Raw genomic sequence first — 25,980 nt, forward strand, 5'->3', positions numbered from 1 at the left:
GGAACTGTGAGCAATTCCCCAGCCGAGCGGGTTCCGACGCTGAACATCGCCAACGTCCTAACAGTCATCCGCATCGTTATGGTGCCGCTGTTCATCTGGTTCCTCGTTGCGGACGATGGACAAGACGGCCTGTTCCGGTGGCTGGCGGTGGCGACGTTCGCCGTCGCCATCTACACGGATAAGCTCGACGGCGACCTGGCGCGCAGCCGCGGACTGATCACCGACTTCGGCAAGATCGCCGACCCCATTGCCGACAAGCTGCTGATCGGCTCCGCCCTGGTGATGCTCTCCATCCTCGGGGAACTGTGGTGGTGGGTCACAATCGTCATCCTGGTCCGCGAAATCGGCATCACCGTGATGCGGTTCGTGGTGATCCGCTATGGCGTCATGGCCGCTTCCCGCGGCGGCAAGCTCAAGACCGTCATCCAGACTCTGGCAATCTTCCTGTTCCTGCTCCCGCTGACCTCGTGGCTGGGGGAGTGGGCCTGGTGGATCAGCGCCACCGTGATGGCTGCCGCCGTCGTCGTTACCGTCGTGACCGGCATTGACTACGTCCTGCAGGCCATCCGCCTGCGCGCCGGTGCCCGCGGCGAAACCGGCCGCACGGCATGAGCAGCCAGGCTCCCGCAGTTATTGCCGCTGCCGCGGCCCGGGGACTGCGCATTGCGGCTGCCGAGTCGCTGACCGCGGGTATGTTGGCTGCGGAACTGGCCACCGTTGCCGGGGCTTCGGCGGTTCTCCAAGGCGGTGTTGTCGCGTACCAGAATTCGGTAAAGGAAAAGGTGCTTGGCGTTCCTGCGGAGCTGCTTCGGGATGCAGGTTCCGTTGATCCGGCGGTAGCGGAACACATGGCCGAGGGGGCCCGGAAACTTCTCGATGCGGATATTGGTGTTTCCACCACCGGTGTGGCAGGTCCGGAGTCCCATGACGGCAAGCCGGTGGGTACTGTGTTTATTGCGGTCGCTACGGCATCCGGAGCCAAGGCTCAGGGTTACCGGTTCGAAGGTGACCGCGCAGCCATCCGGCAGCAGGCCTGTGCTGCGGCTATGGAACTGCTGGCCGGGGAAGTTGTGCGGGAACGGTAGGCTGCGGGGCCAGAGGAATGGTCCGCACGAAGCAGCCGCCGGGGCCGGGAACAAATCCGAAACCGTGTCAGTTGTTAGTATCAGGAACCGCTAAGGTTTCCGGTTTACGATCTAGACAATCCGCGGTATTCGCCACGGACGGACCGATAAGGGAGCAGGACGATACACATGGTGAAGCAACCCGTATCCGTGAACGGCGTTATTCGCTGGCGGGATGTAGGGTTGGCGGAAGATGCACACAGGGAGCCTAAGGAGCGCAAGATGGTAGTTCTACGCCATGAAATTGGTGATGTACTCCGCGATGTACGCCAGCGCCAGGGCCGTACCCTGCGTGAAGTCTCACATAGTGCCCGGGTATCCCTCGGGTATCTGAGCGAAGTCGAACGCGGACAGAAGGAAGCCTCTTCTGAACTCCTGTCTTCAATCTGCAGTGCCCTCGATGTGCCTTTGTCCCTGATGCTTCGTGAGGTCAGTGACCGTGTGGCCAGCGCCGAAGGCGTAACCATCCCCGATACTGTTCCAACGGAATTCTCCCGGGAATTTGCCCGTGAGTTCCCGGAGGATCTGGCCCGGGATCTGGCCCGCACTCCGTAACAACCCCCGGGCAGCTGACGCTTCCCGCCCACGATCTATTGAAAGACCCCGCTGCGCAACGCCGGCGGGGTCTTTCGTCTGCCCGATCCTAGGCGGGGGACGGGGGTTGGGCGAGGGGGACGGGGCGTCCGATCAGGCGTGGTTGGGAACTTGGCTGACGTTGAGCTTGTGCAGGAGCGTGCTCAGGGCCTGAACCTCGGCCTCATCCCAGGAAGAAAGCAGCAGCCGGAAATGTTCCTCCCGGGCACGCTGGGCCCGAAGCAGCTGTTCCTGGCCCAGAGATGTGAGGCTGATGGCCTGGGCCCGTCCGTCTTCCGGATCGGCCTGCTTTTCCACGAGCCCCAGGCCCTCCAGGATGACTACCTGACGGCTCACCGAAGGCTTCCCGACGCCGATGGCTGCGGCCAGGTCAGTGAGGCGCAGCGGACCCCGGCGCTGCAGCAGGACCAGCAATCCGTAGGCCGCAGGTTCCAGATTGGGGTGGACGGCCTTGGCTACCCGCTGGGAGGCAGCCCGGGCGCGCCGCCACAGGACGCTCAGTTCCTGTTCGAGGCTTTCAATGGCCGGGGCCGGGGCAGGAGCCGTTGCCGGCGGATGATCCGTCATGAACCCATTCTAGGCCGGGTACCCCGCGGCCCAGCGGCCCGGCAACCGTGCTGATGCTTTCTCCGGGAGTGGGCGTGAGAGGATAAATTGATGCGTATCAGCGACTTTTGGCGGCTCATGGACGATGAGTTCGGGCCGGCATATTCCCGGGTTCTTGCCTCCGATCTGGTTCTGACCGGTCTCGGGGGAAAAACTGCCAGTCAGGCATTGGAGAAGGGCGTGGATCCCAAACGGGTCTGGCTCGCAGTCTGCGAGATGCAGGAAGTCCCGCCGGAACGACGGCTGGGACGGGACATCCAGCCCAAGCGGGACTAGACACGCGGCGGCATTCGTTCGAATATTTGTTCGGATGCCGATATGCTCCTACACAGGGGCAGCAACTGGCCCGCCCCGCTCCGGCTGTCCACACCGGGCATGCGTTCGCTGGCAATGTCAGTGCCGTCGCATACGGTTTCAGTAAGGAACCGACAGCAGGCCCACGGGCCAGGAACATCAGCAACAGCCACAACAACAGAGGTGAAGAATGGCCGCTCCAGACCGCGCCAAAGCACTCGAAGCAGCACTGGCCCAGATCGACAAGCAGTTCGGCAAGGGCTCGATCATGCGGCTGGGCGACGATACCCGCGCACCGATCGAGACCATTTCCACGGGCTCCATCGCCCTGGATATTGCCCTCGGCATAGGCGGACTGCCCCGCGGCCGCGTCGTGGAGATCTACGGCCCGGAATCGTCGGGTAAAACCACCGTGGCCCTGCACGCAGTTGCCAACGCACAGAAGAACGGCGGAATCGCCGCGTTCATCGATGCCGAGCACGCCCTGGACCCGGAATATGCCAAGAAGCTCGGCGTCGACACTGACGCGCTTCTGGTCTCGCAGCCGGATACCGGCGAACAGGCCCTGGAAATCATGGACATGCTGGTGGGCTCGGGCTCGCTGGACATTGTGGTTATCGACTCCGTGGCCGCCCTGGTGCCGCGCGCGGAAATCGAAGGCGACATGGGCGACAGCCACGTTGGCCTCCAGGCCCGGCTCATGAGCCAGGCGCTGCGTAAGATCACGGGACGCCTGAGCCAGACCAAAACCACCGCCATCTTCATCAACCAGCTCCGCGAGAAGATCGGTGTCTTCTTCGGCAGCCCGGAAACGACCACCGGCGGCAAGGCACTGAAGTTCTACGCCTCGGTCCGCATTGACGTGCGCCGGATCGAAACGCTGAAGGAAGGCACCAACGCGGTCGGTAACCGTACCCGTGCCAAGATCGTCAAGAACAAGATGGCTCCGCCCTTCAAACAGGCCGAGTTCGACATCATCTACGGCCAGGGCATTTCCCGTGAAGGCAGCCTGATCGATATGGGTGTGGAGCACGGAATCGTGAAGAAGTCAGGCGCCTGGTTCACCTACGACGGAGACCAGCTGGGGCAGGGCAAGGAAAACTCACGCCGGTTCATGCGGGACAATCCGGAACTGGCGGATGAGATTGAACGGCGTCTGCGCGTGAAGCTGGGTGTTGATCCGGAGCCCGAAGAGCAGGCGTCGAAGGGCAAGAAGGCGGCTCCGGCAGCTGACAATACGGCAGCTGCCGAAGTCTAGCCTCAAGGATGCAGCAGCACCGTGGCCGGAAACCGGGCGGGGGAGCCCAGAGCGGCCCCACGCCCGGTTCGCCGGCTGATTCTGTTCCCGAGGCGGATCCGTACTCGGTGGCCCGGGCCATAGTCCTGCGGCAGCTGACCAGCTCCGCCAAGAGCCGCCGCCAGCTGGCGGACAAACTGGCCGAGCGCGAGGTGCCGGAGGACGTAGCGGCGGCCGTGCTGGACCGGTTCGAAGAAGTCCGGCTGATCGACGACGCCGAGTTTGCCCGGATGTGGGTCCAGAGCCGTGCCCAGACGCGGTCCCTGGCCCGTTCGGCCCTCCGCAGGGAGCTCGCGGAGAAAGGGATCGCCCCGGAACTGGCGGAGGAAGCCCTCGAGCAGCTCAGCGGCGACGATGAACGGACCGCGGCGCAGGAACTGGTGCGCCGGAAGCTGCGCAACGCTGCGGTGCCCCAGGACCGGCAGGAACGGGACAAACAGGTCCGGCGGCTGGTCTCGATGCTGGCGCGGAAGGGCTACTCACCCTCCCTCGGGTTCGCTGTCGTCAACGAGGCTCTGGAGAACCACGGAGCTGACGCCGAAGACGACACGGTGTTCTGACACGTTCCCTGGGAACGGCGGGCCGCTGCCGGCCGAAAACGCCAGTAGGGGATACCCCCGGCGTATCGTATGCTGATCCTCATTATGGTTACAGTGAGGTTTTTGGGACAGAAGTTGTGTTTCCCGTCATTGACAGCTGCGGCAACGGCCGGCGTCCTCGCGGCTGCGCTGCTGTCCGCCGCAGCGGATGACTACCCGAGCTGGGACCAGATAGCGGCGGCCAAATCCGATGTGTCTGCGCGAGAAGCGCAGATCAGCGAGCTCGAAGACCACCTCACCAAGCTGCAGGATGAAGCCGGTGCCCTCGGCAACGCCGCCGTGGACGCGTCCACCCGCTATGGCTCACTGCGTGATGAACTCCTTGCCAGCGACGCCCGCGTGGCCGAACTGGCCGGGGAACGCCAGGCCGCGGCTGCGGAGGCCTCCGAACTTCGAAGCCAGGTGGGCGCACTTGCCGCCCAGACCTATAAAACCGGCGGTATGGACAGCACTGTTCTCTTCCTTCTGGATTCCGAGGAGGGGGTGGCACACCTGGACCGCATGACAACCCTGCAACTGGTCACCGAACGGACGTCCCGCCTCTTTGGACGGGCCGCGGCGGCGGAGAAATCCGCCGCGGCACTGGAGGAGGCCGAAGCGGCTGAACGGGAGGCGCGGAAGGTGCTGGCAGAGGAAGCCAACGCCCTTTATAAGGATGCGGAAGCGGCCACCTCAGCTGCGGAGAAGGCCGTGCAGGCGCAGGAGGACCGCACCGGGGTACTGATCGCTCAGCTCGCAGATCTGCGGGACAGTACGGCCGAAGCCGAACTGGCCAGGATGCAGGCTGCCCGCGCCGAGGAATCGGTCCGCCAGCAAGCGGCGGCCGCCGAAAAAGCAGCCGCGGAGACCGCCCGGCCGGACGCCAAACCGGTGATTAATCCCACACGTCCCAGCAGCCCCCAGACTCCGGCAGCGCCCCAGCCGTCCGTACCTCCAGCCGCACCAGCACCGCCAGTCACGACACCCGCGCCTGCACCACCCGTGCAGGAGACCGTTCCGCCGCCTCCCGCGGCCCCGGTGGACGATCCGGCCGGCGCCCAGGGCTATGCGCTTGCCAGCATGCCCGGCTTCGGATGGGACAGTGGCCAGTTCCGCTGTCTCGTGGACCTCTGGAACCGTGAGTCCAACTGGCGGACCAGCGCAGCTAACCCTTACAGCGGCGCCTACGGCATCCCGCAGTCCCTCCCCGGCAACAAGATGGCCGCCTTCGGGGAAGACTGGCGAACCAACTACCGCACGCAGATCAACTGGGGACTTTTCTACATCCAGCAGAGGTACGGCACACCCTGTGGTGCCTGGGCACACTCCGAGAAAAATAACTGGTATTAAAGCGGGTCCGTTACCTAAGCGCAACCTGGGCGTTATCAATCCGCGATCTAACTCAGGAACGGTGTGTACAGTCCCGGTCTTATGAGTAAAGCAGATCAGGGACGGCGTGAAGAGAGGCGGCAGCGCGCTATCCAGCGCCGCCGCCACCGGATTAAGGTGGGGGCCGCTGCTGCCCTCGGCGGGGCCGTTATTCTCGGCAGCGCCGGCGCAGCAGCCAGCAGCGACAAGGATCTGCGGGCCACCGCTGGAATCCAGCTCGCCAGCCTGACCCTGCCCATCTTCAATGAAACCGATGCCGCGGCCGAGCAGCCGGCAGAAGCAGCGGTGCCGGACTCCGCGGCTCCGCCGGAAGCCGGGGAGCCTGCCGGCGAAGCAGCCGAGCCGGCGCCGGCTGAGAGCACCCCCGATGCCGCCGCCGTGGCGGCCGCAGAGGCAGCAGCAGCGGCGGAACAGGCTGCCGCGCAGCTCGCCGCCGAGCAGGCAGCGGCGGCAGCAGCCGCCGAAGAGGCCGCGGCTGCCGAAGCCGCCAGAATCGCGGCGGAACCGGTTCCCGTCAATGACCCCGCGGGAGCGAAGGCCTACGCAGCCGCAGCGCTGGGTGGACACGGCTGGGGTGCCTCGGAAATGACCTGCCTGAACACCCTGTGGACCAAGGAATCCGAGTGGCTTACCAGCGCCACCAACGCCAGCAGCGGCGCCTACGGGATTCCGCAGGCCCTGCCCGGCACCAAGCTGGCCACAGCCGGCGGAGACTGGCAGACGAACTATAAAACGCAGATCAACTGGGGGCTGACCTACATCGAGTCCCGGTACGGAAGCCCCTGCTCGGCCCTGAACTTCCACTACGCGAACAACTGGTACTAGGCCCGGGCGCGGCCTGGCCCCGCCGTCCCGCACGTCCGGCAGCGGGGCCTGGAGGGTGCCTGGGTGCCGGCCGGAAAAGCCGGGAAATTGGGGCCGCGCCTCCAGCGCGACGTACCCTAGTACGGTGAGCCTGTCTGTATCCCGCCCCGCACCCGCTGAGACCTTCGACGCATCTGAGCAGACGCACCTGCGCACCTATCAGGTGCGTACCTTCGGGTGCCAGATGAACGTGCACGACTCTGAGCGGATCTCCGGCCTTCTCGAAGGCGCCGGCTACATTCCCGCCGACGGCGCGGAAGCCGACGTCGTTGTCTTTAACACCTGCGCCGTGCGGGAAAACGCGGACAACAAGCTTTACGGCAACCTTGGCCAGCTCGCCCATGTGAAGGAATCCCGTCCGGGGATGCAGATTGCCGTCGGCGGCTGCCTGGCGCAGAAGGACCGGGACACCATCCTGGCCAAGGCTCCGTTCGTGGACGCCGTTTTCGGCACCCACAACATCGGCGCCCTGCCGGCGCTGCTGGAACGGGCCCGCCACAATGACGCCGCCCAGCTGGAGATTCTGGAATCCCTGGAGGTCTTCCCCTCCACACTGCCCACCAAGCGGGACTCGGTGTATTCCGGCTGGGTCTCCATCTCAGTCGGCTGCAATAACACCTGCACCTTCTGCATCGTTCCCGCCCTGCGCGGGAAGGAGCGCGACCGCCGCCCGGGAGAGATCCTCGCCGAAGTGCAGGCTCTGGTCGACGACGGCGCGATCGAGGTCACGCTGCTGGGCCAGAACGTCAACTCCTACGGCGTGGAATTCGGGGACCGCGGGGCGTTCGCGAAGCTGCTGCGCGCCTGCGGGTCAATCGACGGACTGGAACGTGTCCGCTTCACCAGCCCGCATCCGGCGGCCTTCACCGACGACGTCATCGACGCGATGGCACAAACCCCCAATGTGATGCCGCAGCTGCACATGCCGCTGCAGTCCGGATCGGACAAGGTGCTCAAGGACATGCGCCGTTCCTACCGGTCCAAGAAGTTCCTGGGCATCCTGGACCGGGTGCGGCAGCAGATGCCCCACGCCGCCATCTCCACGGACATCATTGTCGGATTCCCGGGGGAGACCGAAGCGGATTTCCAAGCCACGCTCGACGTCGTGGAGCAGGCCCGGTTCGCCACCGCCTTCACCTTCCAGTACTCCAAGCGCCCCGGCACTCCGGCCGCAGACCTCCCGGACCAGCTGCCCAAGGCAGTAGTCCAGGAACGCTTCGAGCGCCTGACTGCCCTGCAGGACAGGATTGCTGCGGAGGAGAACGCCAAGCAGGTCGGCACCACCGTCGAAGTGATGGTTACCGCCACTTCGGGACGCAAGTCTGAGGAGACCGGCCGGCTGTCCGGCCGCTCACGCGACCAGCGGCTGGTGCACTTCTCCGTTCCCGAGGGTGCTCCGGTACCCCGCCCGGGGGACCTGGTGACCGTTCCCATTACCTCCGCTGCCGCGTTCCACCTGGTGTCTGATCCAGCCTCGGCTGCCGATTACTCGCTGCGCCGCTCGCGCGCCGGAGATGCCTGGGACCGGGCGCAGGCCGATTCCTGCGGCGTTCCCGCCCCCGCGTCAGACGGCGCCCGCGCCGGCGTTTCGCTGGGTATGCCCGTCCTGCCCCCGCGCCGGTGACCGGGCGCGAATTCCCCGTTGTCGCCGTCGTCGGTCCCACCGGTTCCGGCAAATCGGACCTGGGCGTGGCGCTGGCACAGCGCCTCGGCGGGGAGATCATCAACGCTGACTCCATGCAGTTCTACCGTGGCATGGATATCGGGACCGCGAAACTTCCCGTGGCGGAGCGCGGCGGTGTTCCGCACCACCTGCTCGACATCATGGACGTGACCGAAGAAGCCAGCGTCTCCGCCTTTCAAACCCAGGCCCGCGCGCTGATCACCCAGATCCAGTCCCGCGGCCGGTATCCCATCCTCGTCGGCGGCTCCGGGCTCTACGTCCGCGCCGCCCTGGACGTGCTGGAGTTTCCCGGAACAGACCCAGAACTGCGCCGCCGGCTGGAAGCGGAGCTGGCCGAAGATGGCCTCGAAGCCCTGCGAGCCCGGCTGCAGGAGGTTGATCCGGTGTCTGCGGCGCGCCTGGGTGATGCCCGGCGCGTCGTCCGGGCACTGGAAGTTCATGAGCTCACCGGCCGTCCGTTCAGCTCCTTCATGCCGGACCGCACCTACGTCCAGCCGGCAGTGCAGATAGGGCTGTCGGTGGAACGCAGCCTCCTGCATCAGCGGCTGGCCCGCCGTGTTGACCTCATGGTGGAACAGGGACTGGAAGCTGAAGTCCGGCGGCTGGACGCGGCCGGGCTGCGTACCGGCAAAACAGCCGGCCGGGCCCTGGGCTACGCCCAGTTCCTGAAAGTGCTCGACGGCGAATGGACCACCGGGCGGGCCATCGAGGACACCGTGGTTGCAACCCGGCAGTTCGCCCGGCGGCAGCTCACCTGGTTCCGTGCCGACCCGCGCGTCACCTGGCTGGACTTCGATGATCCCGAACTGGTGAACCAGGCCGCCGCGGCTATTCTTGAAGGGTGAGCACAACTTCCCCCGCCGCCCTGTCCGCTTCCGGCCTGCCCTCCGGCACCACCGGCCTGTCCTTTGCCAAGGGCCATGGCACCGGCAACGACTTCATCCTGGTGGCAGATCCCGACGGTCTGCGGGACCTTAGCGCGGCTGAAGTTGCGGCAGTCTGTGACCGGCACAGCGGGATCGGGGCCGACGGCTTCATCCGCGCGGTCCGGTCCGAGCACCTGCCCGAAGGCCAGGCTGTCCTGCAGACCAACCCGGACGCCGTGTGGTTCATGGATTACCGCAACGGTGACGGCAGTGTCTCGGAAATGTGCGGCAACGGCGTACGGGTTTTTGTGCACTTCCTGCTCGAAGAAGGACTGGTGCAGCTGGCACCCGGCGACGTGCTGCCGATCGGCACGCGTGCCGGGCTGAAGACGGTCACGCGGACGGACACCGGCTACGCGGTGGACATGGGGCCGTGGGAGTTCATCTTCCCGGACCATGCCGCGGCCAAGGCCATGGACACCGTCGTCAACGCAGGAGGCCTGGAGGTGCCGCGCCCGGGACTCTCCGTGAGCATGGGCAACCCGCACACCGTCGTTGCCCTGGCCGAACTGTCGGAACTGGCTGCGACCGACCTGGCCAAGGCTCCCTCGGTTGAACCCGTTCCGGGGAACGGCACCAACGTGGAGTTCGTTGTGCCCGCCGAACCGCTGGTGCTCGACGGCGTGGGACAGCTGACCATGCGGGTCCACGAACGCGGTGTGGGCGAAACCCTCTCCTGCGGCACCGGGGCCTGCGCGGCAGCAGTCGCCACCCGGTTCTGGGCCGGAGCCGGAGCTCCGGACGCATGGCACGTCCGGGTGCCCGGCGGTGAACTCGGCGTCCGGTTCCTGGCCGGCGCTGACGGCCGTGAGCACGTGGAACTCAGCGGACCCGCTGTCCTGGTGGCCCGCGGAACGCTGCTCTAGGCAGGGCCGCCGCTGCGCTCGACGAGGATGATCCGGAAGGACTTGGCGGTGCTGTAACGGCCCACCGTAAAGCCGGCGCCGAGGTTTTCACCCAGCCAGCGCTGCAGGGAGTCCGACCCCAGGTTCTTCTGGACCACCAGCCAGGCGGTTCCGCCAGGCGCCAGGCGCGGCAGCCACTGCAGCAGCAGGGCATGCAGCTCTTCCTTGCCGACGCGGATGGGCGGGTTGGACCAGATGGTGGAAAACTCCAGCCCGGGATCGACGGCGTCCGGGAGCAGGGCGTGCACGTTGGCCAGGCCCAGGGACGCGGCGTTGTCACGGGTCAATCCCAGGGACCGTTCGTTGACGTCCACGGCGTAGACCTGGGCGCCCGGGGACTTCAAGGCCATGGTCAGGGCAATGGGACCCCAGCCGCACCCGATGTCCAGCAGGTTCCCGGCCGGCGCCGGATCGGGAATACCTGAGAGCAGGACCTGCGTTCCCTTATCAAGGCCATCGGGGCTGAAGATTCCGCCGGACGTGGCAAGTGTGCGCTCCTGGCCGGCCAAGGTGACGTGCAGCGGCCTGCGGACCTCCGGTGAGGACGGCTGTGAACTGAAGTAATGCTCTGAACCCATAACTAACCAGATTAGTGGTTCCGCGGCCGGCTGCGGGACCGGACAGCACAGGTCAGCCGTTGTCTGTGCCGCCTGGCACGTCTTGCACAACCCTCTGGACGGCCGACACAATGTGGGTCCTCTGGCCTACCATGGTTAGTACCGCTTCTAAGGAGATTATGACCATCAACAATTCCCGTCCCGCTGCCGGCTCGAGTCCCACCGACCTCAAACCCGAGGAAATCCAGGGCGTCATCGACCGGATCCTGGCCAAGGAAGACGCAGCACAAGCCAAGCGCAGCGTGCCGCACGGAACTGCAGCCGGAATCCGGGGGCAGGCCCAGGCACTTTCGGCGCAGGCAGACGAGCACTCCGATGCCGACGGGGATCAGCAGGACCTGCAGGACCGCCGGGCGCTCCGGCGTGTTGCCGGCCTGTCGACGGAACTTGAAGACGTCACTGAGGTCGAGTACCGGCAGCTCCGGCTGGAACGGGTCGTCCTGGCCGGTCTGTGGACCGAAGGTACGGCCGCAGATGCGGAGAATTCGCTTCAGGAACTGGCTGCCCTGGCCGAGACCGCCGGGTCGGAGGTTCTGGACGGCATTGTGCAGCGCCGCCTGAAGCCGGACCCCGGAACCTTCCTCGGATCCGGCAAGGCGCAGGAGCTCAAGGACATTGTGATGGCCACGGGCGCGGATACCGTGATTGTGGACAGCGAGCTTTCGCCGTCCCAGCGCCGCGGCCTGGAGGACATCGTCAAGGTCAAGGTCATCGACCGGACGGCCCTGATCCTGGACATCTTCGCCCAGCATGCAAAGTCCCGCGAGGGCAAGGCCCAGGTGGAACTGGCACAGCTGGAATACCTGCTTCCGCGCCTGCGCGGCTGGGGTGAATCCATGTCCCGCCAGGCCGGTGGCCAGGTGGGCAGCGCCGGTGCCGGCATGGGTTCCCGCGGGCCCGGTGAAACAAAGATCGAACTCGACCGGCGGAAGATCCGCACCCGCATGGCCAAGCTGCGCCGTGAGATAGCGGGCATGAAACCGGCCAGGGAAACCAAGCGCGCCAACCGGCAGCGCAACCAGGTGCCTTCCGTCGCGATTGCCGGCTACACCAACGCCGGAAAGTCCTCGCTGCTGAACCGGCTGACCGACGCCGGCGTCCTGGTGGAAAACGCACTGTTCGCTACGCTGGACCCAACCATCCGCCGGGCGGAAACGCCGGACGGCATCGGCTACACGCTGGCCGACACGGTGGGATTTGTCCGCTCCCTGCCGACCCAGCTGGTGGAAGCCTTCCGCTCCACGCTGGAGGAGGTGGCCGACGCCGACCTGATCCTGCACGTTGTGGATGCTTCCCATCCGGACCCCGAAGGACAGATCGCAGCGGTGCGTTCCGTCCTCGCCGACGTGGACGCGCGGCGGATCCCGGAAATCATCGTGCTGAACAAGGCCGACGCCGCCGACCCGTTTGTGATCGAACGCCTGCGCCAGCGCGAGTCCAGGACCGTTGTGGTCTCGGCCCGCACCGGGCAGGGACTGGACGAACTGCTCCAGGCGATCTCCGAAGGGATTCCCCGGCCCGGCGTCGAACTGGACCTCCTGGTTCCGTACCAGCGCGGCGACGTCGTCTCCCGCCTGCACAGCCAGGATGCGGAAATCCTGACGTTGGAGCATGAGGAAGGCGGGACCCACTTGCGTGTGCTGGTCCGTGATGCCCTGGCACCGGAGCTGGAGCAGTTCGTCCACCATGCCTAAAAAGGATGCGGGCACGGAGGTCCTGGAACTTCTGGACACCGCCGTCGCCGCCATGGGTGGGCAAAACCGGCCGGGCCAGCATGAAATGGCCCGGCAGGTAGCCGAATCCTTCGAATCCGGCCGGCACCTGCTGGTGCAGGCCGGTACCGGCACCGGCAAATCGCTGGCCTACCTGGTGCCGCTGATCCATCATTCCCTGGAAAGCAGCAAACCGGCCCTGGTCTCCACGGCGACGCTGGCGCTGCAGGCGCAGATTGTGGGCCGTGACCTGCCGCGGCTGCTGAGCGCCCTGCAGCCGAAGCTGCCCCGTGAGGTCGACGTCGCCCTGCTCAAGGGCCGAAGCAACTACGTCTGCGTCCATAAGACCGGCGGCGGTTTTCCGGAGGACGATGATCCCGGTGCGCTGTTCACACTCGGCGATGACCGGGGTGTTGCCCATCCAGCGCCGGAGGCAGGCCCAACGTCGCCGCTCGGCCGCGAAGTCGTCCGGCTGCGCGAGTGGGCCGAGGAAACTGAAACAGGGGACCGGGACGAGCTGCTGCCCGGGGTCACGGACCGTGCCTGGCGGCAGGTCTCCGTTACCTCCATGGAGTGCCTCGGTGCCCAGCGCTGCCCGGTTGCCGAACACTGTTTCAGCGAACGTGCCCGGGCGAAGGCCGCGGTGGCGGACCTGGTTATCACCAACCACGCCATGCTGGCCATCAGCGCTTTTGAAGGACTCGCTGTCCTGCCGGACTACGACGTTGTTGTCATTGATGAAGCGCACGAACTGCAGGACCGCGTTACCGGTGCTGTTACGGGTCAGCTTTCCGGGACGGTCATCAGCGCCGCCGTGACTGCCGCGCGCAAGCACACGTCGGCGTCGGTGGAGGAGCTGGCAGCCGCCGGGCGCGCGTTCGACGCCTCAGTGGAAGGGATTCCTGCGGGCCTGCTTCCCTCCGGCCTGAACGAGGAGCAGGAACTGGCCGTAGGCAGGGTGCGGGAAGCCTGCCGGGCCGCCCTCTCCGATTCCAAGCCCGAGGGCGGAGATGCCGGTGACGGCGGGCGGCAAATGGCCCGGTCGCGGCTGCTGGCCGTGCTGGAACTCTGTGAGCGGCTGGTCAGCGCGCCCGACGCCGGTGAAGTTGTCTGGGCGTCGAGGCCCAGCACCTTCGCCCCCGGTGAGGGCTACTCCCCGCCGGACGACTCCTCGCCGGCAACCCTGAACGTTGCCCCGCTGTCCGTTGCCGGACGGCTGCGTGACGGTCTCTTTGACGGCCACACCGTGGTCCTGACCTCGGCCACGCTGGCGATCGGGTCGGAATTCGGTCCCGTGGCCGGTGGCCTAGGTCTGGTGGGCGCGGCCGCACCGGCCTGGACCGGAACCGACGTCGGCAGCCCCTTCGACTATCCGCGGCAGGGTGTGCTCTACGTAGCCAAGGACCTGCCGAAGCCGGAGCGTGGAACGTCACCGGCTCAGCTCGACGAACTGGAAGCGCTGCTCAAGGCCTCCGGAGGCGGTGCGCTGGGCTTATTCTCCTCCCGCAGGGCAGCGGAGGAGGCAGCCGCAGCGATGCGGCTCAGGGTTGATTTCCCGATCCTGTGCCAGGGCGAGTCCACTATGTCAGCGCTGGTGAAGCAGTTTGCCGAGGAGGACGCCACCTGCCTGTTCGGCACCATGTCTCTCTGGCAAGGCGTCGACGTTCCAGGGGAGGCCTGCCGCCTGGTGGTGATCGACCGCATTCCCTTCCCGCGGCCCGATGATCCACTGATGACAGCACGCACCCGGGCCGTGGCGAAAGCCGGCGGCAACGGGTTCATGACGGTCTCCGCAACCCATGCCGCTGTCCGGCTCGCCCAGGGCGCCGGACGGCTGATCCGGGCATCGGGTGACCGAGGTATGGTCGCCGTCCTTGATTCCCGGCTGGCGAATGCCCGTTACGGTGGGTTCCTGCGTGCGGCCTTGCCCCCGTTCTGGTCCACCACCGACCGCAGTGTCGCCCTGGGAATCCTTGAACGGCTCAGCGCTGCCCAGAAAGCGGCGTCCTAGCCGGGACGTGAGGCGGGCGGTGAAGCAGGCAGCCAGTGAAGCGGGCGGCTGCCGGAGCCTTCCCGTTCCGGTGCTGCCTCCGTCGAGAAGCGGCTAGAGGGACCGCATCACGGAAACAACCTTGCCCATGATGGTCGCGTGGTCGCCCATGATCGGTTCGTAGCGGGTGTTCTGGGGCAGGAGCCAGGTGTGGCCGTTGCGCTGCCGGAAGGTCTTGACCGTGGCCTCGTCATCCAGGAGGGCAGCCACAATGTCTCCGTTCTCGGCCGTCGGCTGGCGGCGGACCACAACCCAGTCGCCGTCACAGATCGCCGCGTCAACCATTGAATCGCCGGAGACCCGGAGCATAAACAGCTCGCCGTGGCCGACCAGCTGGCGCGGCAGCGGGATCATCTCCTCGACGACCTGATCGGCCAGGATGGGACCGCCGGCAGCGATCCGGCCCACGAGGGGGACCATGGCCGTGTCCACGGCCGTCGTCAGCTCCGTAACGTTCGACTCCGCAGCGGAATCCGCCTCCGCTGACTTGGCCCCGGCACCCGCTCCCGCCCCGGTCCGCTCGGTGTGCATCAGCAGGGGCACGAGGATCTCCATGGCCCGCGGACGCTTGGGGTCGCGGCGGATGTAGCCCATTTTTTCCAGCTGGCTCAGCTGATGGGTCACGCTGGACAGGCTCGCGAGCCCCACCGTGTCGCCGATCTCCCGCATGGACGGCGGGTAACCGTTGGCGGTCACGGAAGCCTGGATGGTCTCGAGGATCTTCTTTTGCCGGGGCGTCAGCGACTTGGGACGGATGGAACCGGTCTGGGCGGACACAGCCGGACGGCCTTCGGAGTTGGTCCTACGGGGCACTTCGGCTTCCCTTCGAGCATCCGGCCGGGCCGGGGCGGTTGGTGCTGGTCACTGCAATGTCAGTGGTGGATGGTTCCCTGATTTCGAACGGCAAATAAGCAAATCAGAGCAAATCAGAGCAAATCTGAGTAATCCTGAGCAATTTTGAGCAGTACACACAAAATCTCTGGTTCGCTGCGGCTCCGGTTTAGTGCCGGGACCGCGGGAAGGGCTTCTCCACTTGTCACAACGCTAGGGGAGCGGAAGGTCATTTTCAAACATTTGTTCGAGTGAGTCTCGACATCGTTCGTAGATAGATGCTAGAAAAGGAACAGCAGGAATCGAATACATGTTCGATTCAAGGTTGCCAACTGTTCGAAGTCAGGTTCGAAGCCGTGGAGTTACGGCTGTTTCCGGACCTGATTCGAACCGGAAAGGTTTTGCCATGACAGTTCAGCTTGCGGCACCCCGCACATCCCTGAGCTTTGCCCGCCCTGCCCGCACCTCCCAGATTTCCCGCACCTCCCAGACGTCCCGTCCCGCCCGGACTTCCCGCACCGCCTCCACCGCGGCTGCGGCGCCGAGGCAGGCAGCGTCCGCTGCGCCGCTCCGCCTGACCCGCCGCGGGCGGCTCCTGCTTGTGGGAGCCCCCATTATGCTCGGAGGGGCAGCGCTCCTGACCTTCGTCGGCTTCTTTACTGCACCGGCTCTGGCCGCAGGCGGCTCCGGTGAGGTGACCCGGACCCAGCAGATCAGCGTCAGCACGGGAGACTCGCTCTGGGGGCTGGCGGCCGAATATGCACCGGAGCGGGATCCCCGCGAAGTGATCGCGGACATCATGGAACTGAACAACCTCCCGGACGCCGTGGTTCCTGCCGGTGCCCAGCTGTACATTCCGGTTTCCGGCTAGCACTCCCTGCAACGGTTCCGGCGATGAATCCGGCAGCGGAGAAGGCCGGCCGGATCCGAGGGGGCTGTCCCTTCCGGAGCTTTATCCAGCGTCACCTTGAGCCGCGGATTCTGCGCGGAGGAGGGCGCGGCTTAAGCTGGACAGGTGACTGAACAGCTGGAAAAACTCAACCGACTTCCCCTGCGTGACGATCTCCGGGGACTCACTCCCTACGGTGCGCCGCAGCTGGAAGTGCCCATCCTGCTGAACGTCAACGAAAACACCCATGGACTGCCCCAGGAAGTGCAGGAGGCAATCACCGCCTCTGTGCAGCAGGCAGTTTCAGGACTCAACCGGTACCCGGACCGGGAATTCACCGAACTCCGCGAACGGCTCGCCGCCTACCTTGGGCACGGGCTGGGTATCGAAAACATCTGGGCCGGCAACGGCTCCAACGAGGTTCTGCAGCAGGTGCTGCAGGCTTTCGGCGGGCCCGGCCGGACTGCCATGAGCTTCCCGCCCACCTACTCGATGTACCCGCTGCTTTCCAGCGGAACAGGCACCCGTTACCTCACCGGCGAACGCGCGGCGGACTTCACTCTGGCCGCGGACTCCGCCGCTGCGCAGGTACGGGCCGCAGCTCCGAACATCGTGTTCCTCTGCACGCCGAACAACCCCACGGGAACTGCCCTCGGACTGGACGTCGTGGAGGCCGTCTACGAAGCCGGTGCCGCATCGAACACCGTCGTGATCGTGGATGAGGCCTACGCTGAGTTCTCCCACGCGGGCACTCCGAGTGCCCTGGAACTGCTCCCGGGCAGGGAGCGGCTGATCGTGTCCCGGACCATGAGCAAGGCATTTGCGCTGGCCGGTGCCCGTCTGGGGTACCTCGCCGCCGCCCCCGAGATTGCTGATGCCCTGCGCCTTGTCCGGCTGCCCTACCACCTGTCCGCGGTCACCCAGGCCACCGCCAACGCCGCCCTGGCCCACGCCGGCGCGCTCCTGGCCAACGTCGAGGACATCAAGGCCCAGCGCGACCGCATCGTCACCGAACTGACGGCGTTGGGCCTCCAGCCGGCACCCTCGGACGCCAACTTCGTCTTCTTCGGCGGCCTTGAGGATCCCGCCCGGATCTGGCAGGGACTGCTTGATGCGGGCGTGCTGATCCGCGATGTCGGCATTCCCGGGCATCTGCGGGTCACTGCGGGAACCGAGGCCGAGACCACGGCGTTCCTCACCAGCCTCCGGGCGCTGCTCGCATCCTAGTGCCGGAGCCGGCTCCCGCTTCGGACCCAGCCGGCTGCAAACACTAGACTGGTACCAGAGACCCCCTTCTTTCAAAGGAACCTTCAATGACCGTGGAAACCGCCATCGGACGCACCGCCCGCCTCGAGCGGACCACCAGCGAATCGTCCGTGCTCGTGGAACTGGACCTGGACGGCACCGGCCGTTCAGACATCAGCACTTCGGTGCCGTTCTACGACCACATGCTGACCGCATTGGCCAAGCACTCCCTGATTGACCTCACCGTCAAGGCCACCGGCGATACCCACATCGATGCGCACCACACCGTGGAGGACGTCGCCATCAGCATCGGCGAAGCGCTGAAGACCGCACTGGGCAACAAGGCAGGCATCCGCCGCTTCGGAGAAGCCACCGTGCCGCTGGACGAAGCTCTGGCCAACGCCGTCGTCGACATTTCCGGCCGACCGTACCTGGTGCACTCGGGCGAGCCGGCCGGCCAGGAATACCACCTGATCGGCGGCCACTTCACCGGGTCCCTGACCCGCCACGTCTTTGAGGCGATCACCCTGCACGCCCAGATCTGCCTGCACATGACAGTGCTCGGCGGCAGGGATCCGCACCACATTGTCGAGGCGCAGTTCAAGGCCTTTGCCCGCGCGCTGCGTGCCGCCGTCGAGCCGGATCCCCGTGTTGAGGGAATCCCGTCCACCAAGGGTGCGCTTTGAGTAATCGCCGCGTTACTGTCCTGGACTACGGATCAGGCAACATCCACTCGGCCGTCCGCGCACTGGAACGGGTCGGCGCCGACGTGACCCTGAGCTCCAAGTCAGCGGATGTGCTTAACGCAGACGGGCTCCTGGTGCCGGGGGTGGGAGCCTTTGCCGCGGTGATGCAGGGACTCAAGGATGTTGACGCCCTGCGGATGATCGGACGCCGGGTTGCCGGCGGACGGCCGGTCCTGGGGATCTGCGTGGGCCTGCAGGTGCTCTTCGAAGAGGGCGTCGAGCACGGCGTGCGGACCGAGGGCATGGGCGAGTGGCCCGGCGTTGTGGAGCGCCTGGCCGCCGAGGTGGTGCCGCACATGGGCTGGAACACCGTCGAGCCGCCGGCCGGCTCCAGCCTGTTCAAGGGCATAGAGGATGAACGGTTCTACTTTGTGCACAGCTACGGCGTGCAGAAATGGGACTTCGACGTCACCCAGCCAGCCATGAATCCGCCCCAGGTGACCTGGGCCAACCATGGCGGTCCGTTCGTCGCAGCCGTGGAAAACGGTCCGCTGAGCGCCACTCAGTTCCACCCGGAAAAGTCCGGCGATGCAGGCGCTGCGCTGCTCGAAAACTGGCTCAAGGGACTGGGGTAGGCCATGTGGAGCGTAATCCTAATGGGTGTGGCCGGCCTGCTGGCCGGTGGAGCCATCTCCTTCCGCAGGCAGGGCCTGCCCAGGTTTATCAGCATCAGCTTCTGGGTCCTGGCGGGCATGTCCCTGCTGGGCGCCTACCTACTCACCTACGGCCTCTGAGCCGGAATCACTGAAAGCAGAACATGACGCTCACAGAAACCCCCATCCTTGAACTCCTGCCCGCAGTGGACGTGGCCGACGGCCAGGCCGTCCGCCTGGTCCAGGGGGAAGCCGGCAGCGAGACCAGCTACGGCGACCCGCTGGACGCAGCCATGGCGTGGCAGAACGACGGCGCCGAGTGGGTGCACCTGGTGGACCTGGACGCTGCCTTCGGCCGCGGCAGCAATCTGCCGCTGCTCAAGCGGGTAGTCAAGGCACTGGATATCAAGGTGGAGCTTTCCGGAGGTATCCGCGACGACGCTTCCCTGGAAAAGGCGCTCGAACTCGGTGCCCGCCGCGTGAACCTTGGAACGGCTGCCCTGGAAAACCCCGAATGGACCGCCAGCGCCATCGCCCGCTACGGCGACGCCATCGCCGTCGGACTGGATGTCCGCGGCACCACACTCGCGGCGCGCGGCTGGACCAAGGAAGGCGGAGACCTCTGGGAAGTCCTCGCCCGCCTCGAAGAGGCCGGCTGCCCGCGCTATGTCGTCACCGACGTCACCAAGGACGGAACCCTCCGCGGACCGAACATCGAGCTGCTCCGCGAGGTGCTCTCCCGCACCGACCGCCCGGTTGTTGCCTCCGGCGGGATCTCCAGCCTTGATGACCTCGCAGCGCTGCGCGAACTCGTTCCGCTTGGCCTGGAAGGCACCATCGTGGGGAAGGCGCTGTACGCCGGCGCGTTTACGCTGCCCCAGGCACTCGACGTCGCAGGTCACCCGGAACGCTGACAGCTATGGCCAAACGTGAACTGCCCGGGCATATCGCCGCCGCACTGGCTGGTGCCGGGGGAGCCACCGACTCCGCGGGCCAGCCGTGGGCCGGCCGCAGCCTGGAAGGGGACGGCAACCCGCTGCACCGCTTCGACCAGGATGACGGGACGCCGGACGCCGGGTACACCGCCGCCATTGAAGCGCTGGCCGCGGGCACGGGAACCGAAGCCGATGTTGTTGCATCCCTGGCAGCGGCCCGGGTCTACGTCGCCATCATCGCGACGCTTGGCGAAGAAACCGAATCAGAGCACGGACTGACTGCCGACAAGGAAGCGGACCTGGCCCTGGTGACGCTCACCGCCCCGGACGGACGAAAAGCGCTGCCGGTGTTTTCCTCCGTGGACTCGCTCTCACGCTGGCATCCCCAGGCGCGGCCGGTGGCGGTCTACGCTCCGCGGGCTGCCCTCTCGGCGGTGGCTGAAGAGGCGCAGCTGCTGGTGATCGACCCCGGCAGCGACGTGACTTTCGTGGTGCGCCGTCCGGCTACCTGGGCCCTGGCCCAGCAGCGGGAGTGGGTGCCGTCCTATGCGGACGATTCCCTGGCCGCAATCGTCGCGGACGCGGCCGCACAGCAGCCGGCCGTCCGGCAAATCCAGCTCTCGGCCGCGGGCGGCGTTTCTTCACGGACGGCAGGCGGTACGCTGGTTTCCGGCGGAGGTGCCGGGCCGGAGCTGCGGGTCACGCTCCAGCTGGCACCAGGCCTTGACCCGGAGGGCGTGCAGTCCATCGCGGCGGCCCTGCAGCGCAGCCTGGCCGCCCAACCCGAATTTGTTGAGCGCGTGGATTCACTGGAACTGAAGATCACGCGCTGAGAGGCCCGCGGGCCAGAAGAGAAGTGCAGTGAATTTTCGTCTCTACCGGGACCTGCTGACGATCGTCCCAGTCCGCCGGGTGCTCCTGGTTGGAATGCTTGCCCGTTTTCCGCATGCTGCAGCCGGTGTGCTGCTGACACTGCACGTGGTGCTCACCCTGGACAAGGGCTACGCGGCAGCCGGCGCAGTGGCCGCCGTGGTCACCATCGGCATCGCCGTCGGTGCACCGTGGCGCGGCCGCCGGGTGGACAACGTGGGACTGCGCAAGGCGCTGATCCCGTCCGTCATTTCCGAGGCCGTCATCTGGTCCATCGCACCGCACGTCAGCTATGAGTGGCTTCTGGTGCTGGCCCTGGTCGGTGGCCTCTTTACCCTGCCGGTCTTCAGCGTGGTCCGCCAGTCGCTGGGTGTCCTGGCCACGGGGGAGAAGCGCCGCACGGCGTTCACCCTGGACTCCATTGCTACGGAAATCGTGTTTATGGGCGGACCCGCCGTGGGCGCCATCCTGGCCACCTCCATCTCCAGTGCGGTCGGCCTGACGCTGGTGGGAATTTCGACGGCGGCTGCCGGACTGTTCCTGATGTGGTTCAACCCGCCCACCCGTTCCGTCTCAGACGGCACTGTCCCGCCGGACGACGTGGAGGCGGCGGCCGCCGCCGTCGTCACCGCGGCCCCGGCACACCTGCGTGAGCCGGCCGCTGAACTGGCCCAGGCGGCAGGAGCAGCCGCAGACGCCGCGGACCCAGCAAACTCCGGGGGACTACTGCGCCGGATTGCGGCCGGATTCTCGTGGATGACCGTCAGCGTCGCCGTCGTCTTCGTAGTCGCGGCCGGCGCCGGGCTGCTGCTGGCCAGCACCGACGTCGGGATCGTTGCCCTGGTGGAATCCTCCGGAGACCCGGGCAAACTGGGCATCGTTTTTGCCGTCTGGTGCGCTGCCTCGCTGGTGGGCGGCCTGCTCTACGGTGCGATGACCCGGCGGATCTCACCGATGCTGCTGCTGCTGGCCATGGCGGTGCTGACCCTGCCCATGTCCCTCGCCACGGACACGCTCAGCCTGGCACTGCTGTCCATCCCGGGCGGCCTGCTCTGCGCTCCGGTGCTTTCGGCGGCCTCGGAACGGGTCGCTGACCTGGTGTCCGAAGAACGCCGGGGCGAAGCCATGGGCTGGTACGGTTCCGCGCTCACCACCGGAACGGCCATCGGAGCCCCGCTGGCCGGTGCAGCAATCGACACCATCGGCCCGTGGTCCGGCTTCGTCTTCGCGGGAGCCGCTGCAGCGATGATGGCGCTCCTCACCCTGGGTACCCGTGCCGTGGTTATCCGCCGGCGCATAACGGTCTAACAAAAGCCGTCCAGCAGCAAAAAGCCCGAAGAGTCTGCACTCTTCGGGCTTTTTGCTGCTGGGAACTAGTTGACCGGACCGGTGAACTTCTCGCCCGGGCCCTGGCCCGGCGCATCCGGCACCAAGGAGGCTTCGCGGAACGCAAGCTGCAGGGACCGGAGGCCGTCGCGCAAAGGACCCGCATGCTGGCTGCCGATTTCGGGAGCGGCTGCGGTGACGAACCCGGCAAGCGCAGTAATCAGCTTGCGGGCCTCGTCCAGGTCCTTCAGCTCCTCGGCGTCCGAGCCCTCAGCCAGGCCGCACTTTACGGCGGCGGCACTCATCAGGTGGACGGCAGCAGTAGTGATGACCTCGACGGCGGCAACTTCTGCGATGTCGCGCACCTGGGAGGAAACCTGGGGTGCTTCAGTGTGGGAATGGCCTTCTTCGGAAGTTCCGGGGAAGGAATGGCGGGCAGAATCGCCAGCCGGATTGCTCTGTGGGGTACTCATACTGGTAAGCTTGTCACAGACCGACCGGTTGACGTTACTTTTGGCAGCTCACCGCCATGATGAAGAATCAGTGGAAACACTGCAGTGGGCTGCTTTCCTGAGTACACAGCCGGTATGCAAGCGGAGACTCTCCCACCCGCGTCAACCTGATTAATCCAGCTTAGTGCCGGATCAGAGTTGCCGGGTTCAGGTCGGCCCTTCCCGGGCACCATCTTCGGATGATGCTCTGCGGAAAGTGCGCTGTTCAACGGCGCCGGCTGACCCCTCGAGGCCTTCGATTGCGCTTGCAATTGGAGGCCTTCTTCATTTGCAGGCGGTAGCCGTTTTGAATCAAACAGGAGCTGCAACATTAGCGAGCCAAGAATCAATGATCGGATCCGTGTCCCTGAGGTGCGGTTGGTAGGACCGGCTGGGGAACAGGTAGGTGTGGTCCGGATCGAGGACGCCCTGCGCCTGGCAGCGGAGTCCGACCTGGATCTTGTTGAGGTAGCACCGCAGGCCAAGCCGCCGGTGTGCAAACTAATGGACTTCGGCAAGTACAAGTACGAAGCCGCAGTCAAGGCCCGTGAGGCACGCAAGAACCAGACCAACACGGTCCTCAAGGAAATCCGTTTCCGACTGAAGATCGACACCCACGACTACGAGACCAAGCGCGGGCATGCCCTCCGCTTCCTCGGCGCGGGTGACAAGGTCAAGGCCATGATCCAGTTCCGCGGACGTGAACAGCAGCGGCCCGAAATGGGTATCCGCCTGCTGCAGAAGTTCGCAGAGGATGTCTCCGAGGTGGGTGTTGTTGAATCCAGCCCCCGCATCGACGGACGCAACATGGTGATGGTGATCGGCCCGGTCAAGAACAAGGCCGAAGCCAAGGCTGAAGCCCGCCGCGCCTCCCAGCGCGCCGAGTCCAAGGCAGCCAACGAAGCCGCCAAGCACGGGGACGCGCCGGCACGGGTTGATACCAGTGCCGACAAGGCCCCGATGACGCAGAGCCTGGCAGACCTCCTGCCGGACGGCCTGCGTCTTGGCTCCTCCGCTGCAGAGGCCGACCAGGCCCGCGCAGAGAAGGAAAAGGCTGAGAAGGAGCAGGCAGCCCAGGCTGCGAAGGCCGCAGCGGACAAGGCAGCAGCCGACGCCCGCCGTGCTGAGGAAGCCGCCAAGGCTGCTGCAGCAAAGCCGGCCCAGGCCGCTAAGCCTGCAGCCCGCACGGCTCCTGCCGAAGCCAAGCCCGCGGAAGCGCCGAAGCCGACAGCAATGCCGAAGCCGACGGCCAAGCCGGCCGCGCCGAAGCCTGCTGCCCGGCCCAAGCCGGCCGCAGCACCCAAGCCTGCTGGCAAGGCACCCGCTCCGGGTGCCGGCCAGAAGAAGCCTGGCACTGCGGAGTAGGCCAAGCGCAGCACCGCTAGAACGCCCAGGCGTCCCTAGGAAACCCTGACACCTTTTACAGGTGCCCATATCCCCGCGGGCTTGTCCCGCGGAAATCAAAAGGAGATCGGTAGTCATGCCGAAGATGAAGACCCACAGTGGCGCCAAGAAGCGCTTCAAGCTGACCGGTACCGGCAAGCTCAAGCGCCAGCAGGCCAACCGCCGCCACTACCTGGAGCACAAGTCCTCCCGCCTGACCCGCCGTCTCGCCGGTGACAAGATTGTCACCCCGGGCGAGGCAAAGGTCATCAAGAAGATGCTCGGCAAGTAGCCGATCCTTCCATCGGGCGGTCCGCCAAAGGACTGTTCCACCAACCATCTAGTTTTCCCGTGGCCTCCTGCAGGCCACCGCACAGTGAAAAAGTGCGCGGGACATATTTCTAAGGAGTACGCACGTGGCACGTGTGAAGCGGGCGATTAACGCCCATAAGAAGCGTCGGGTAATCCTCGAGCGCGCCAAGGGCTACCGCGGACAGCGTTCGCGCCTGGTCCGCAAGGCCAAAGAGCAGCTGCTGCACTCGTACGTGTACAGCTACGGTGACCGCCGCAAGCGCAAGGGTGACTTCCGCCGCCTCTGGATCCAGCGCATCAACGCTGCATCCCGCGCCAACGGCCTCACCTACAACCGTCTGATCCAGGGCCTGAAGGCTGCCGAGATCGAGGTTGACCGCCGTATGCTCGCCGAGCTGGCCGTGAACGACGCCAACGCGTTCGCCACCCTGGTTCAGGTTGCCAAGGATGCCCTCCCGTCCGACACCTCCGCTCCGGCCGCTGCCGCGGCTCCGGTTGCCAAGAAGGCTCCGGCCAAGGCTGCTAAGGCTGCTCCGGCTGCGAAGGCTGCCCCGGCCGCCACCGCCACCGTTGCAGACGGCGGTTTCAAAGCTTCCGAGGGCGAAGCTCCCGAGGGCTTTGTTATTAAGGGTGCCGCGACCGGCAAGTACCACGTTCCGGGTTCCACCTGGTACGAGCAGACTGAAGCCGAGTACTGGTTCAACTCCGTGGAAGCAGCCAAGGCTGCCGGCCTGGAGCCTGCTGGCGGCGAAGCCCGCCAGAAGTTCCAGGGCTAAGTTCGGTATCTGCTGAACATGTTTGACGCCGGACGCTCCCCAGCGCCGCTGATGTCCAATCCCCGAGCTGATCGGGTGAAGGAAGCAGCGAAGCTGGCGGGGCGTCCGGCGCGTTTAAAGACCGGCCGGTTCCTCGCTGAAGGACCTCAGGCCGTACGGGAAGCTCTTGTTGCGCACCGTAACGCCGCCGGCTCAGGCCGTACCGGCGTCGTGCTTGAAGTCTTCGCGACTGCTGCCTGCCTGGAGCGCCTGCCGGAACTGGCTGAACTTAGCCAGGGACTGCCGCTGCGGCTCGCCACGGACGAAGTCCTGGCCGCCATGGCCGATACGGTCTCGCCGCAGGGAATCGTGGCTGTCTGCCGGATCGAGTCCCCGGCGCTCAGCGACGTCCTGGCGCTCCGCCCGAAGCTGCTTGCCGTGATGTGCGAGGTGCGCGATCCGGGAAATGCGGGAACCATCCTGCGGGCCGCGGACTCGGCTGGCGCTGACGCTGTGATCCTGACGGCCTCCAGCGTTGACATCCATAATCCCAAGGCCGTCCGGTCCACCGCCGGCTCACTTTTCCACCTTCCCGTTGTCTCCGGCGTGGAGTTCGCTGAACTTGCCGGTGCGCTGCAGGACGCCGGCATCACGATCCTCGCCGCTGACGGGTACGGGGACCAGGACCTGGACAAGCTGCAGGACGCCTCGGCGCTCCGCCGGCTGGCGCCTGACGCTGATGTCGCGGATGGAGCTGATCCCCGCCTGGAGAATCCGACCGCCTGGCTTTTCGGCAACGAAGCCCAGGGGCTCTCCCAGGACGAACTGGATGCCGCAGGCCACCGGGTTGCCGTCCCCGTCTACGGACAGGCTGAAAGCCTTAACGTCGGCACCGCCGCAACCGTGTGCCTCTACGCCTCCGCCCGCGCCCAAAACCGCTAAAGTAGGCAGGGTTCCCAGAGGG

General features: G+C 66.1%; 29 protein-coding genes. 25 read left to right on the plus strand and 4 right to left on the minus strand.

The features are described 5' to 3' along the window. Positions 1-6 precede the first annotated feature (6 nt). The 3 genes from pgsA (at position 7) to AL3_RS15880 (ending at position 1,679) form a co-directional block, all read left to right on the plus strand. Positions 7-612, plus strand: a complete 606-nt coding sequence (gene pgsA, locus AL3_RS15870; protein ID WP_066302862.1) for a CDP-diacylglycerol--glycerol-3-phosphate 3-phosphatidyltransferase — start codon at positions 7-9, stop codon at positions 610-612. Continuing rightward, on the plus strand, positions 609-1,085 hold the full coding sequence (locus AL3_RS15875) for a CinA family protein (RefSeq protein ID WP_066302863.1): 477 nt from the start codon (positions 609-611) through the stop codon (positions 1,083-1,085). Before pgsA ends, AL3_RS15875 begins: the two co-directional genes overlap by 4 nt. 168 nt (positions 1,086-1,253) lie before the next feature. Next, entirely contained in the window at positions 1,254-1,679 is a 426-nt protein-coding gene (locus AL3_RS15880) for a helix-turn-helix domain-containing protein (protein WP_066302864.1), read from the plus strand. Positions 1,680-1,811: 132 nt separating this feature from the next. On the opposite strand, the gene AL3_RS15885 is transcribed toward AL3_RS15880, so the two are convergent. Continuing rightward, entirely contained in the window at positions 1,812-2,285 is a 474-nt protein-coding gene (locus tag AL3_RS15885; RefSeq protein WP_066302867.1) for a MarR family winged helix-turn-helix transcriptional regulator, read from the minus strand. 90 nt (positions 2,286-2,375) lie between these two features. Between AL3_RS15885 and AL3_RS15890 the strand changes: the two genes are divergently transcribed. The 8 genes from AL3_RS15890 (at position 2,376) to dapF (ending at position 10,222) form a co-directional block, all read left to right on the plus strand. Next, positions 2,376-2,600, plus strand: a complete 225-nt coding sequence (locus AL3_RS15890; protein WP_066302869.1) for a DUF3046 domain-containing protein — start codon at positions 2,376-2,378, stop codon at positions 2,598-2,600. A 208-nt stretch (positions 2,601-2,808) separates the two neighbouring features. Then, a complete protein-coding gene (recA, locus tag AL3_RS15895) occupies positions 2,809-3,876 on the plus strand; it encodes a recombinase RecA (RefSeq protein ID WP_066302871.1) in 1,068 nt (355 codons plus the stop codon). A gap of 8 nt (positions 3,877-3,884) precedes the next feature. Next, on the plus strand, positions 3,885-4,475 hold the full coding sequence (locus tag AL3_RS15900; RefSeq protein ID WP_066302874.1) for a regulatory protein RecX: 591 nt from the start codon (positions 3,885-3,887) through the stop codon (positions 4,473-4,475). A 129-nt stretch (positions 4,476-4,604) separates the two neighbouring features. Beyond that, the gene (locus AL3_RS18745) at positions 4,605-5,843 is read left to right on the plus strand and encodes a coiled-coil domain-containing protein (RefSeq protein ID WP_066302876.1); all 1,239 of its coding nucleotides are present in this window, start codon (positions 4,605-4,607) and stop codon (positions 5,841-5,843) included. An 81-nt stretch (positions 5,844-5,924) separates the two neighbouring features. Next, the gene (locus AL3_RS18750; RefSeq protein WP_174522153.1) at positions 5,925-6,707 is read left to right on the plus strand and encodes an aggregation-promoting factor C-terminal-like domain-containing protein; all 783 of its coding nucleotides are present in this window, start codon (positions 5,925-5,927) and stop codon (positions 6,705-6,707) included. Positions 6,708-6,837: 130 nt separating this feature from the next. Beyond that, on the plus strand, positions 6,838-8,370 hold the full coding sequence (gene miaB, locus AL3_RS15915; RefSeq protein ID WP_169795762.1) for a tRNA (N6-isopentenyl adenosine(37)-C2)-methylthiotransferase MiaB: 1,533 nt from the start codon (positions 6,838-6,840) through the stop codon (positions 8,368-8,370). After that, positions 8,367-9,275: a tRNA (adenosine(37)-N6)-dimethylallyltransferase MiaA gene (miaA, locus tag AL3_RS15920; protein WP_066302882.1), complete on the plus strand. Its 909-nt coding sequence runs from the start codon at positions 8,367-8,369 to the stop codon at positions 9,273-9,275. Before miaB ends, miaA begins: the two co-directional genes overlap by 4 nt. Continuing rightward, on the plus strand, positions 9,272-10,222 hold the full coding sequence (gene dapF, locus AL3_RS15925; RefSeq protein WP_066302884.1) for a diaminopimelate epimerase: 951 nt from the start codon (positions 9,272-9,274) through the stop codon (positions 10,220-10,222). Before miaA ends, dapF begins: the two co-directional genes overlap by 4 nt. Here the strand turns inward: dapF and AL3_RS15930 are convergent. After that, the gene (locus AL3_RS15930) at positions 10,219-10,839 is read right to left on the minus strand and encodes a class I SAM-dependent methyltransferase (RefSeq protein WP_066302886.1); all 621 of its coding nucleotides are present in this window, start codon (positions 10,837-10,839) and stop codon (positions 10,219-10,221) included. The two genes, dapF and AL3_RS15930, sit on opposite strands and share 4 nt — an antisense overlap. Positions 10,840-10,997: 158 nt before the next feature. Between AL3_RS15930 and hflX the strand changes: the two genes are divergently transcribed. After that, on the plus strand, positions 10,998-12,572 hold the full coding sequence (gene hflX, locus AL3_RS15935; protein WP_066302887.1) for a GTPase HflX: 1,575 nt from the start codon (positions 10,998-11,000) through the stop codon (positions 12,570-12,572). Beyond that, positions 12,565-14,601 (plus strand): ATP-dependent DNA helicase, encoded by a 2,037-nt coding sequence (locus AL3_RS15940; RefSeq protein WP_066302964.1) that lies wholly within the window; start codon positions 12,565-12,567, stop codon positions 14,599-14,601. The genes hflX and AL3_RS15940 overlap by 8 nt, the downstream gene beginning before the upstream one ends. A gap of 93 nt (positions 14,602-14,694) precedes the next feature. Here AL3_RS15940 and lexA read toward each other — a convergent pair whose 3' ends face one another. Further along, positions 14,695-15,453, minus strand: a complete 759-nt coding sequence (gene lexA, locus AL3_RS15945) for a transcriptional repressor LexA (RefSeq protein WP_169795759.1) — start codon at positions 15,451-15,453, stop codon at positions 14,695-14,697. A gap of 424 nt (positions 15,454-15,877) precedes the next feature. On the opposite strand from lexA, the gene AL3_RS18815 reads away from it, so the two are divergent. From AL3_RS18815 to AL3_RS15980, 8 genes are all read left to right on the plus strand, one after another. Continuing rightward, a complete protein-coding gene (locus tag AL3_RS18815; RefSeq protein WP_205054161.1) occupies positions 15,878-16,342 on the plus strand; it encodes a LysM peptidoglycan-binding domain-containing protein in 465 nt (154 codons plus the stop codon). A 144-nt stretch (positions 16,343-16,486) separates the two neighbouring features. Next, entirely contained in the window at positions 16,487-17,587 is a 1,101-nt protein-coding gene (locus AL3_RS15955; RefSeq protein WP_066302890.1) for a histidinol-phosphate transaminase, read from the plus strand. Positions 17,588-17,673: 86 nt separating this feature from the next. Beyond that, complete coding sequence (gene hisB, locus AL3_RS15960) at positions 17,674-18,291, plus strand: imidazoleglycerol-phosphate dehydratase HisB (RefSeq protein WP_066302893.1); 618 nt, start codon at positions 17,674-17,676, stop codon at positions 18,289-18,291. Then, the gene (gene hisH / locus AL3_RS15965; protein WP_066302895.1) at positions 18,288-18,926 is read left to right on the plus strand and encodes an imidazole glycerol phosphate synthase subunit HisH; all 639 of its coding nucleotides are present in this window, start codon (positions 18,288-18,290) and stop codon (positions 18,924-18,926) included. The genes hisB and hisH overlap by 4 nt, the downstream gene beginning before the upstream one ends. 3 nt (positions 18,927-18,929) lie before the next feature. Continuing rightward, on the plus strand, positions 18,930-19,085 hold the full coding sequence (locus tag AL3_RS18690) for a CG2302 family histidine operon protein (RefSeq protein WP_169795760.1): 156 nt from the start codon (positions 18,930-18,932) through the stop codon (positions 19,083-19,085). Between the two features lie 23 nt (positions 19,086-19,108). Further along, entirely contained in the window at positions 19,109-19,858 is a 750-nt protein-coding gene (gene priA / locus AL3_RS15970) for a bifunctional 1-(5-phosphoribosyl)-5-((5-phosphoribosylamino)methylideneamino)imidazole-4-carboxamide isomerase/phosphoribosylanthranilate isomerase PriA (RefSeq protein ID WP_066302897.1), read from the plus strand. A gap of 5 nt (positions 19,859-19,863) precedes the next feature. Continuing rightward, complete coding sequence (locus AL3_RS15975) at positions 19,864-20,712, plus strand: SseB family protein (RefSeq protein WP_066302898.1); 849 nt, start codon at positions 19,864-19,866, stop codon at positions 20,710-20,712. Between the two features lie 28 nt (positions 20,713-20,740). Next, the gene (locus AL3_RS15980; protein ID WP_066302899.1) at positions 20,741-22,057 is read left to right on the plus strand and encodes an MFS transporter; all 1,317 of its coding nucleotides are present in this window, start codon (positions 20,741-20,743) and stop codon (positions 22,055-22,057) included. 65 nt (positions 22,058-22,122) lie between these two features. On the opposite strand, the gene AL3_RS15985 is transcribed toward AL3_RS15980, so the two are convergent. Further along, on the minus strand, positions 22,123-22,548 hold the full coding sequence (locus AL3_RS15985) for a DUF1844 domain-containing protein (RefSeq protein ID WP_066302900.1): 426 nt from the start codon (positions 22,546-22,548) through the stop codon (positions 22,123-22,125). A 390-nt stretch (positions 22,549-22,938) separates the two neighbouring features. Here AL3_RS15985 and infC point away from each other — a divergent pair, with 390 nt between their 5' ends. The 4 genes from infC to AL3_RS16005 all read left to right on the plus strand — a co-directional run bounded on the left by infC (position 22,939) and on the right by AL3_RS16005 (position 25,958). Then, positions 22,939-23,931, plus strand: coding sequence for a translation initiation factor IF-3 (infC, locus tag AL3_RS15990; protein ID WP_066302901.1), 993 nt, complete (start codon positions 22,939-22,941; stop codon positions 23,929-23,931). Positions 23,932-24,046: 115 nt separating this feature from the next. After that, on the plus strand, positions 24,047-24,241 hold the full coding sequence (gene rpmI / locus AL3_RS15995) for a 50S ribosomal protein L35 (RefSeq protein WP_055240480.1): 195 nt from the start codon (positions 24,047-24,049) through the stop codon (positions 24,239-24,241). A gap of 124 nt (positions 24,242-24,365) precedes the next feature. Beyond that, positions 24,366-25,037 carry a 50S ribosomal protein L20, sunset domain variant gene (gene rplT, locus AL3_RS16000; protein WP_066302904.1) on the plus strand — a complete coding sequence of 224 codons (672 nt, stop codon included), beginning with the start codon at positions 24,366-24,368 and terminating at the stop codon, positions 25,035-25,037. Positions 25,038-25,055: 18 nt separating this feature from the next. Beyond that, the gene (locus AL3_RS16005) at positions 25,056-25,958 is read left to right on the plus strand and encodes a TrmH family RNA methyltransferase (protein WP_066302906.1); all 903 of its coding nucleotides are present in this window, start codon (positions 25,056-25,058) and stop codon (positions 25,956-25,958) included. Positions 25,959-25,980 lie beyond the last annotated feature (22 nt).

Origin of the sequence: Arthrobacter luteolus NBRC 107841 (assembly GCF_001552075.1) — a bacterium.
In the GTDB taxonomy this organism is placed as follows: domain Bacteria; phylum Actinomycetota; class Actinomycetes; order Actinomycetales; family Micrococcaceae; genus Arthrobacter_B; species Arthrobacter_B luteolus.

What these genes read in the sequence shown, in the direction of transcription:
- AL3_RS15875 (WP_066302863.1), top strand. Translation starts at nt 609, where the DNA reads ATGAGCAGCCAGGCTCCCGCAGTTATTGCCGCTGCCGCGGCCCGGGGA.
- AL3_RS15880 (WP_066302864.1), top strand. Translation starts at nt 1,254, where the DNA reads ATGGTGAAGCAACCCGTATCCGTGAACGGCGTTATTCGCTGGCGGGAT.
- AL3_RS15885 (WP_066302867.1), bottom strand. Translation starts at nt 2,285, where the DNA reads ATGACGGATCATCCGCCGGCAACGGCTCCTGCCCCGGCCCCGGCCATT.
- AL3_RS15890 (WP_066302869.1), top strand. Translation starts at nt 2,376, where the DNA reads ATGCGTATCAGCGACTTTTGGCGGCTCATGGACGATGAGTTCGGGCCG.
- recA (WP_066302871.1), top strand. Translation starts at nt 2,809, where the DNA reads ATGGCCGCTCCAGACCGCGCCAAAGCACTCGAAGCAGCACTGGCCCAG.
- AL3_RS15900 (WP_066302874.1), top strand. Translation starts at nt 3,885, where the DNA reads ATGCAGCAGCACCGTGGCCGGAAACCGGGCGGGGGAGCCCAGAGCGGC.
- AL3_RS18750 (WP_174522153.1), top strand. Translation starts at nt 5,925, where the DNA reads ATGAGTAAAGCAGATCAGGGACGGCGTGAAGAGAGGCGGCAGCGCGCT.
- AL3_RS15930 (WP_066302886.1), bottom strand. Translation starts at nt 10,839, where the DNA reads ATGGGTTCAGAGCATTACTTCAGTTCACAGCCGTCCTCACCGGAGGTC.
- hflX (WP_066302887.1), top strand. Translation starts at nt 10,998, where the DNA reads ATGACCATCAACAATTCCCGTCCCGCTGCCGGCTCGAGTCCCACCGAC.
- AL3_RS15940 (WP_066302964.1), top strand. Translation starts at nt 12,565, where the DNA reads ATGCCTAAAAAGGATGCGGGCACGGAGGTCCTGGAACTTCTGGACACC.
- AL3_RS18815 (WP_205054161.1), top strand. Translation starts at nt 15,878, where the DNA reads ATGACAGTTCAGCTTGCGGCACCCCGCACATCCCTGAGCTTTGCCCGC.
- hisB (WP_066302893.1), top strand. Translation starts at nt 17,674, where the DNA reads ATGACCGTGGAAACCGCCATCGGACGCACCGCCCGCCTCGAGCGGACC.
- AL3_RS18690 (WP_169795760.1), top strand. Translation starts at nt 18,930, where the DNA reads ATGTGGAGCGTAATCCTAATGGGTGTGGCCGGCCTGCTGGCCGGTGGA.
- priA (WP_066302897.1), top strand. Translation starts at nt 19,109, where the DNA reads ATGACGCTCACAGAAACCCCCATCCTTGAACTCCTGCCCGCAGTGGAC.
- AL3_RS15975 (WP_066302898.1), top strand. Translation starts at nt 19,864, where the DNA reads ATGGCCAAACGTGAACTGCCCGGGCATATCGCCGCCGCACTGGCTGGT.
- AL3_RS15985 (WP_066302900.1), bottom strand. Translation starts at nt 22,548, where the DNA reads ATGAGTACCCCACAGAGCAATCCGGCTGGCGATTCTGCCCGCCATTCC.
- rpmI (WP_055240480.1), top strand. Translation starts at nt 24,047, where the DNA reads ATGCCGAAGATGAAGACCCACAGTGGCGCCAAGAAGCGCTTCAAGCTG.
- AL3_RS16005 (WP_066302906.1), top strand. Translation starts at nt 25,056, where the DNA reads ATGTTTGACGCCGGACGCTCCCCAGCGCCGCTGATGTCCAATCCCCGA.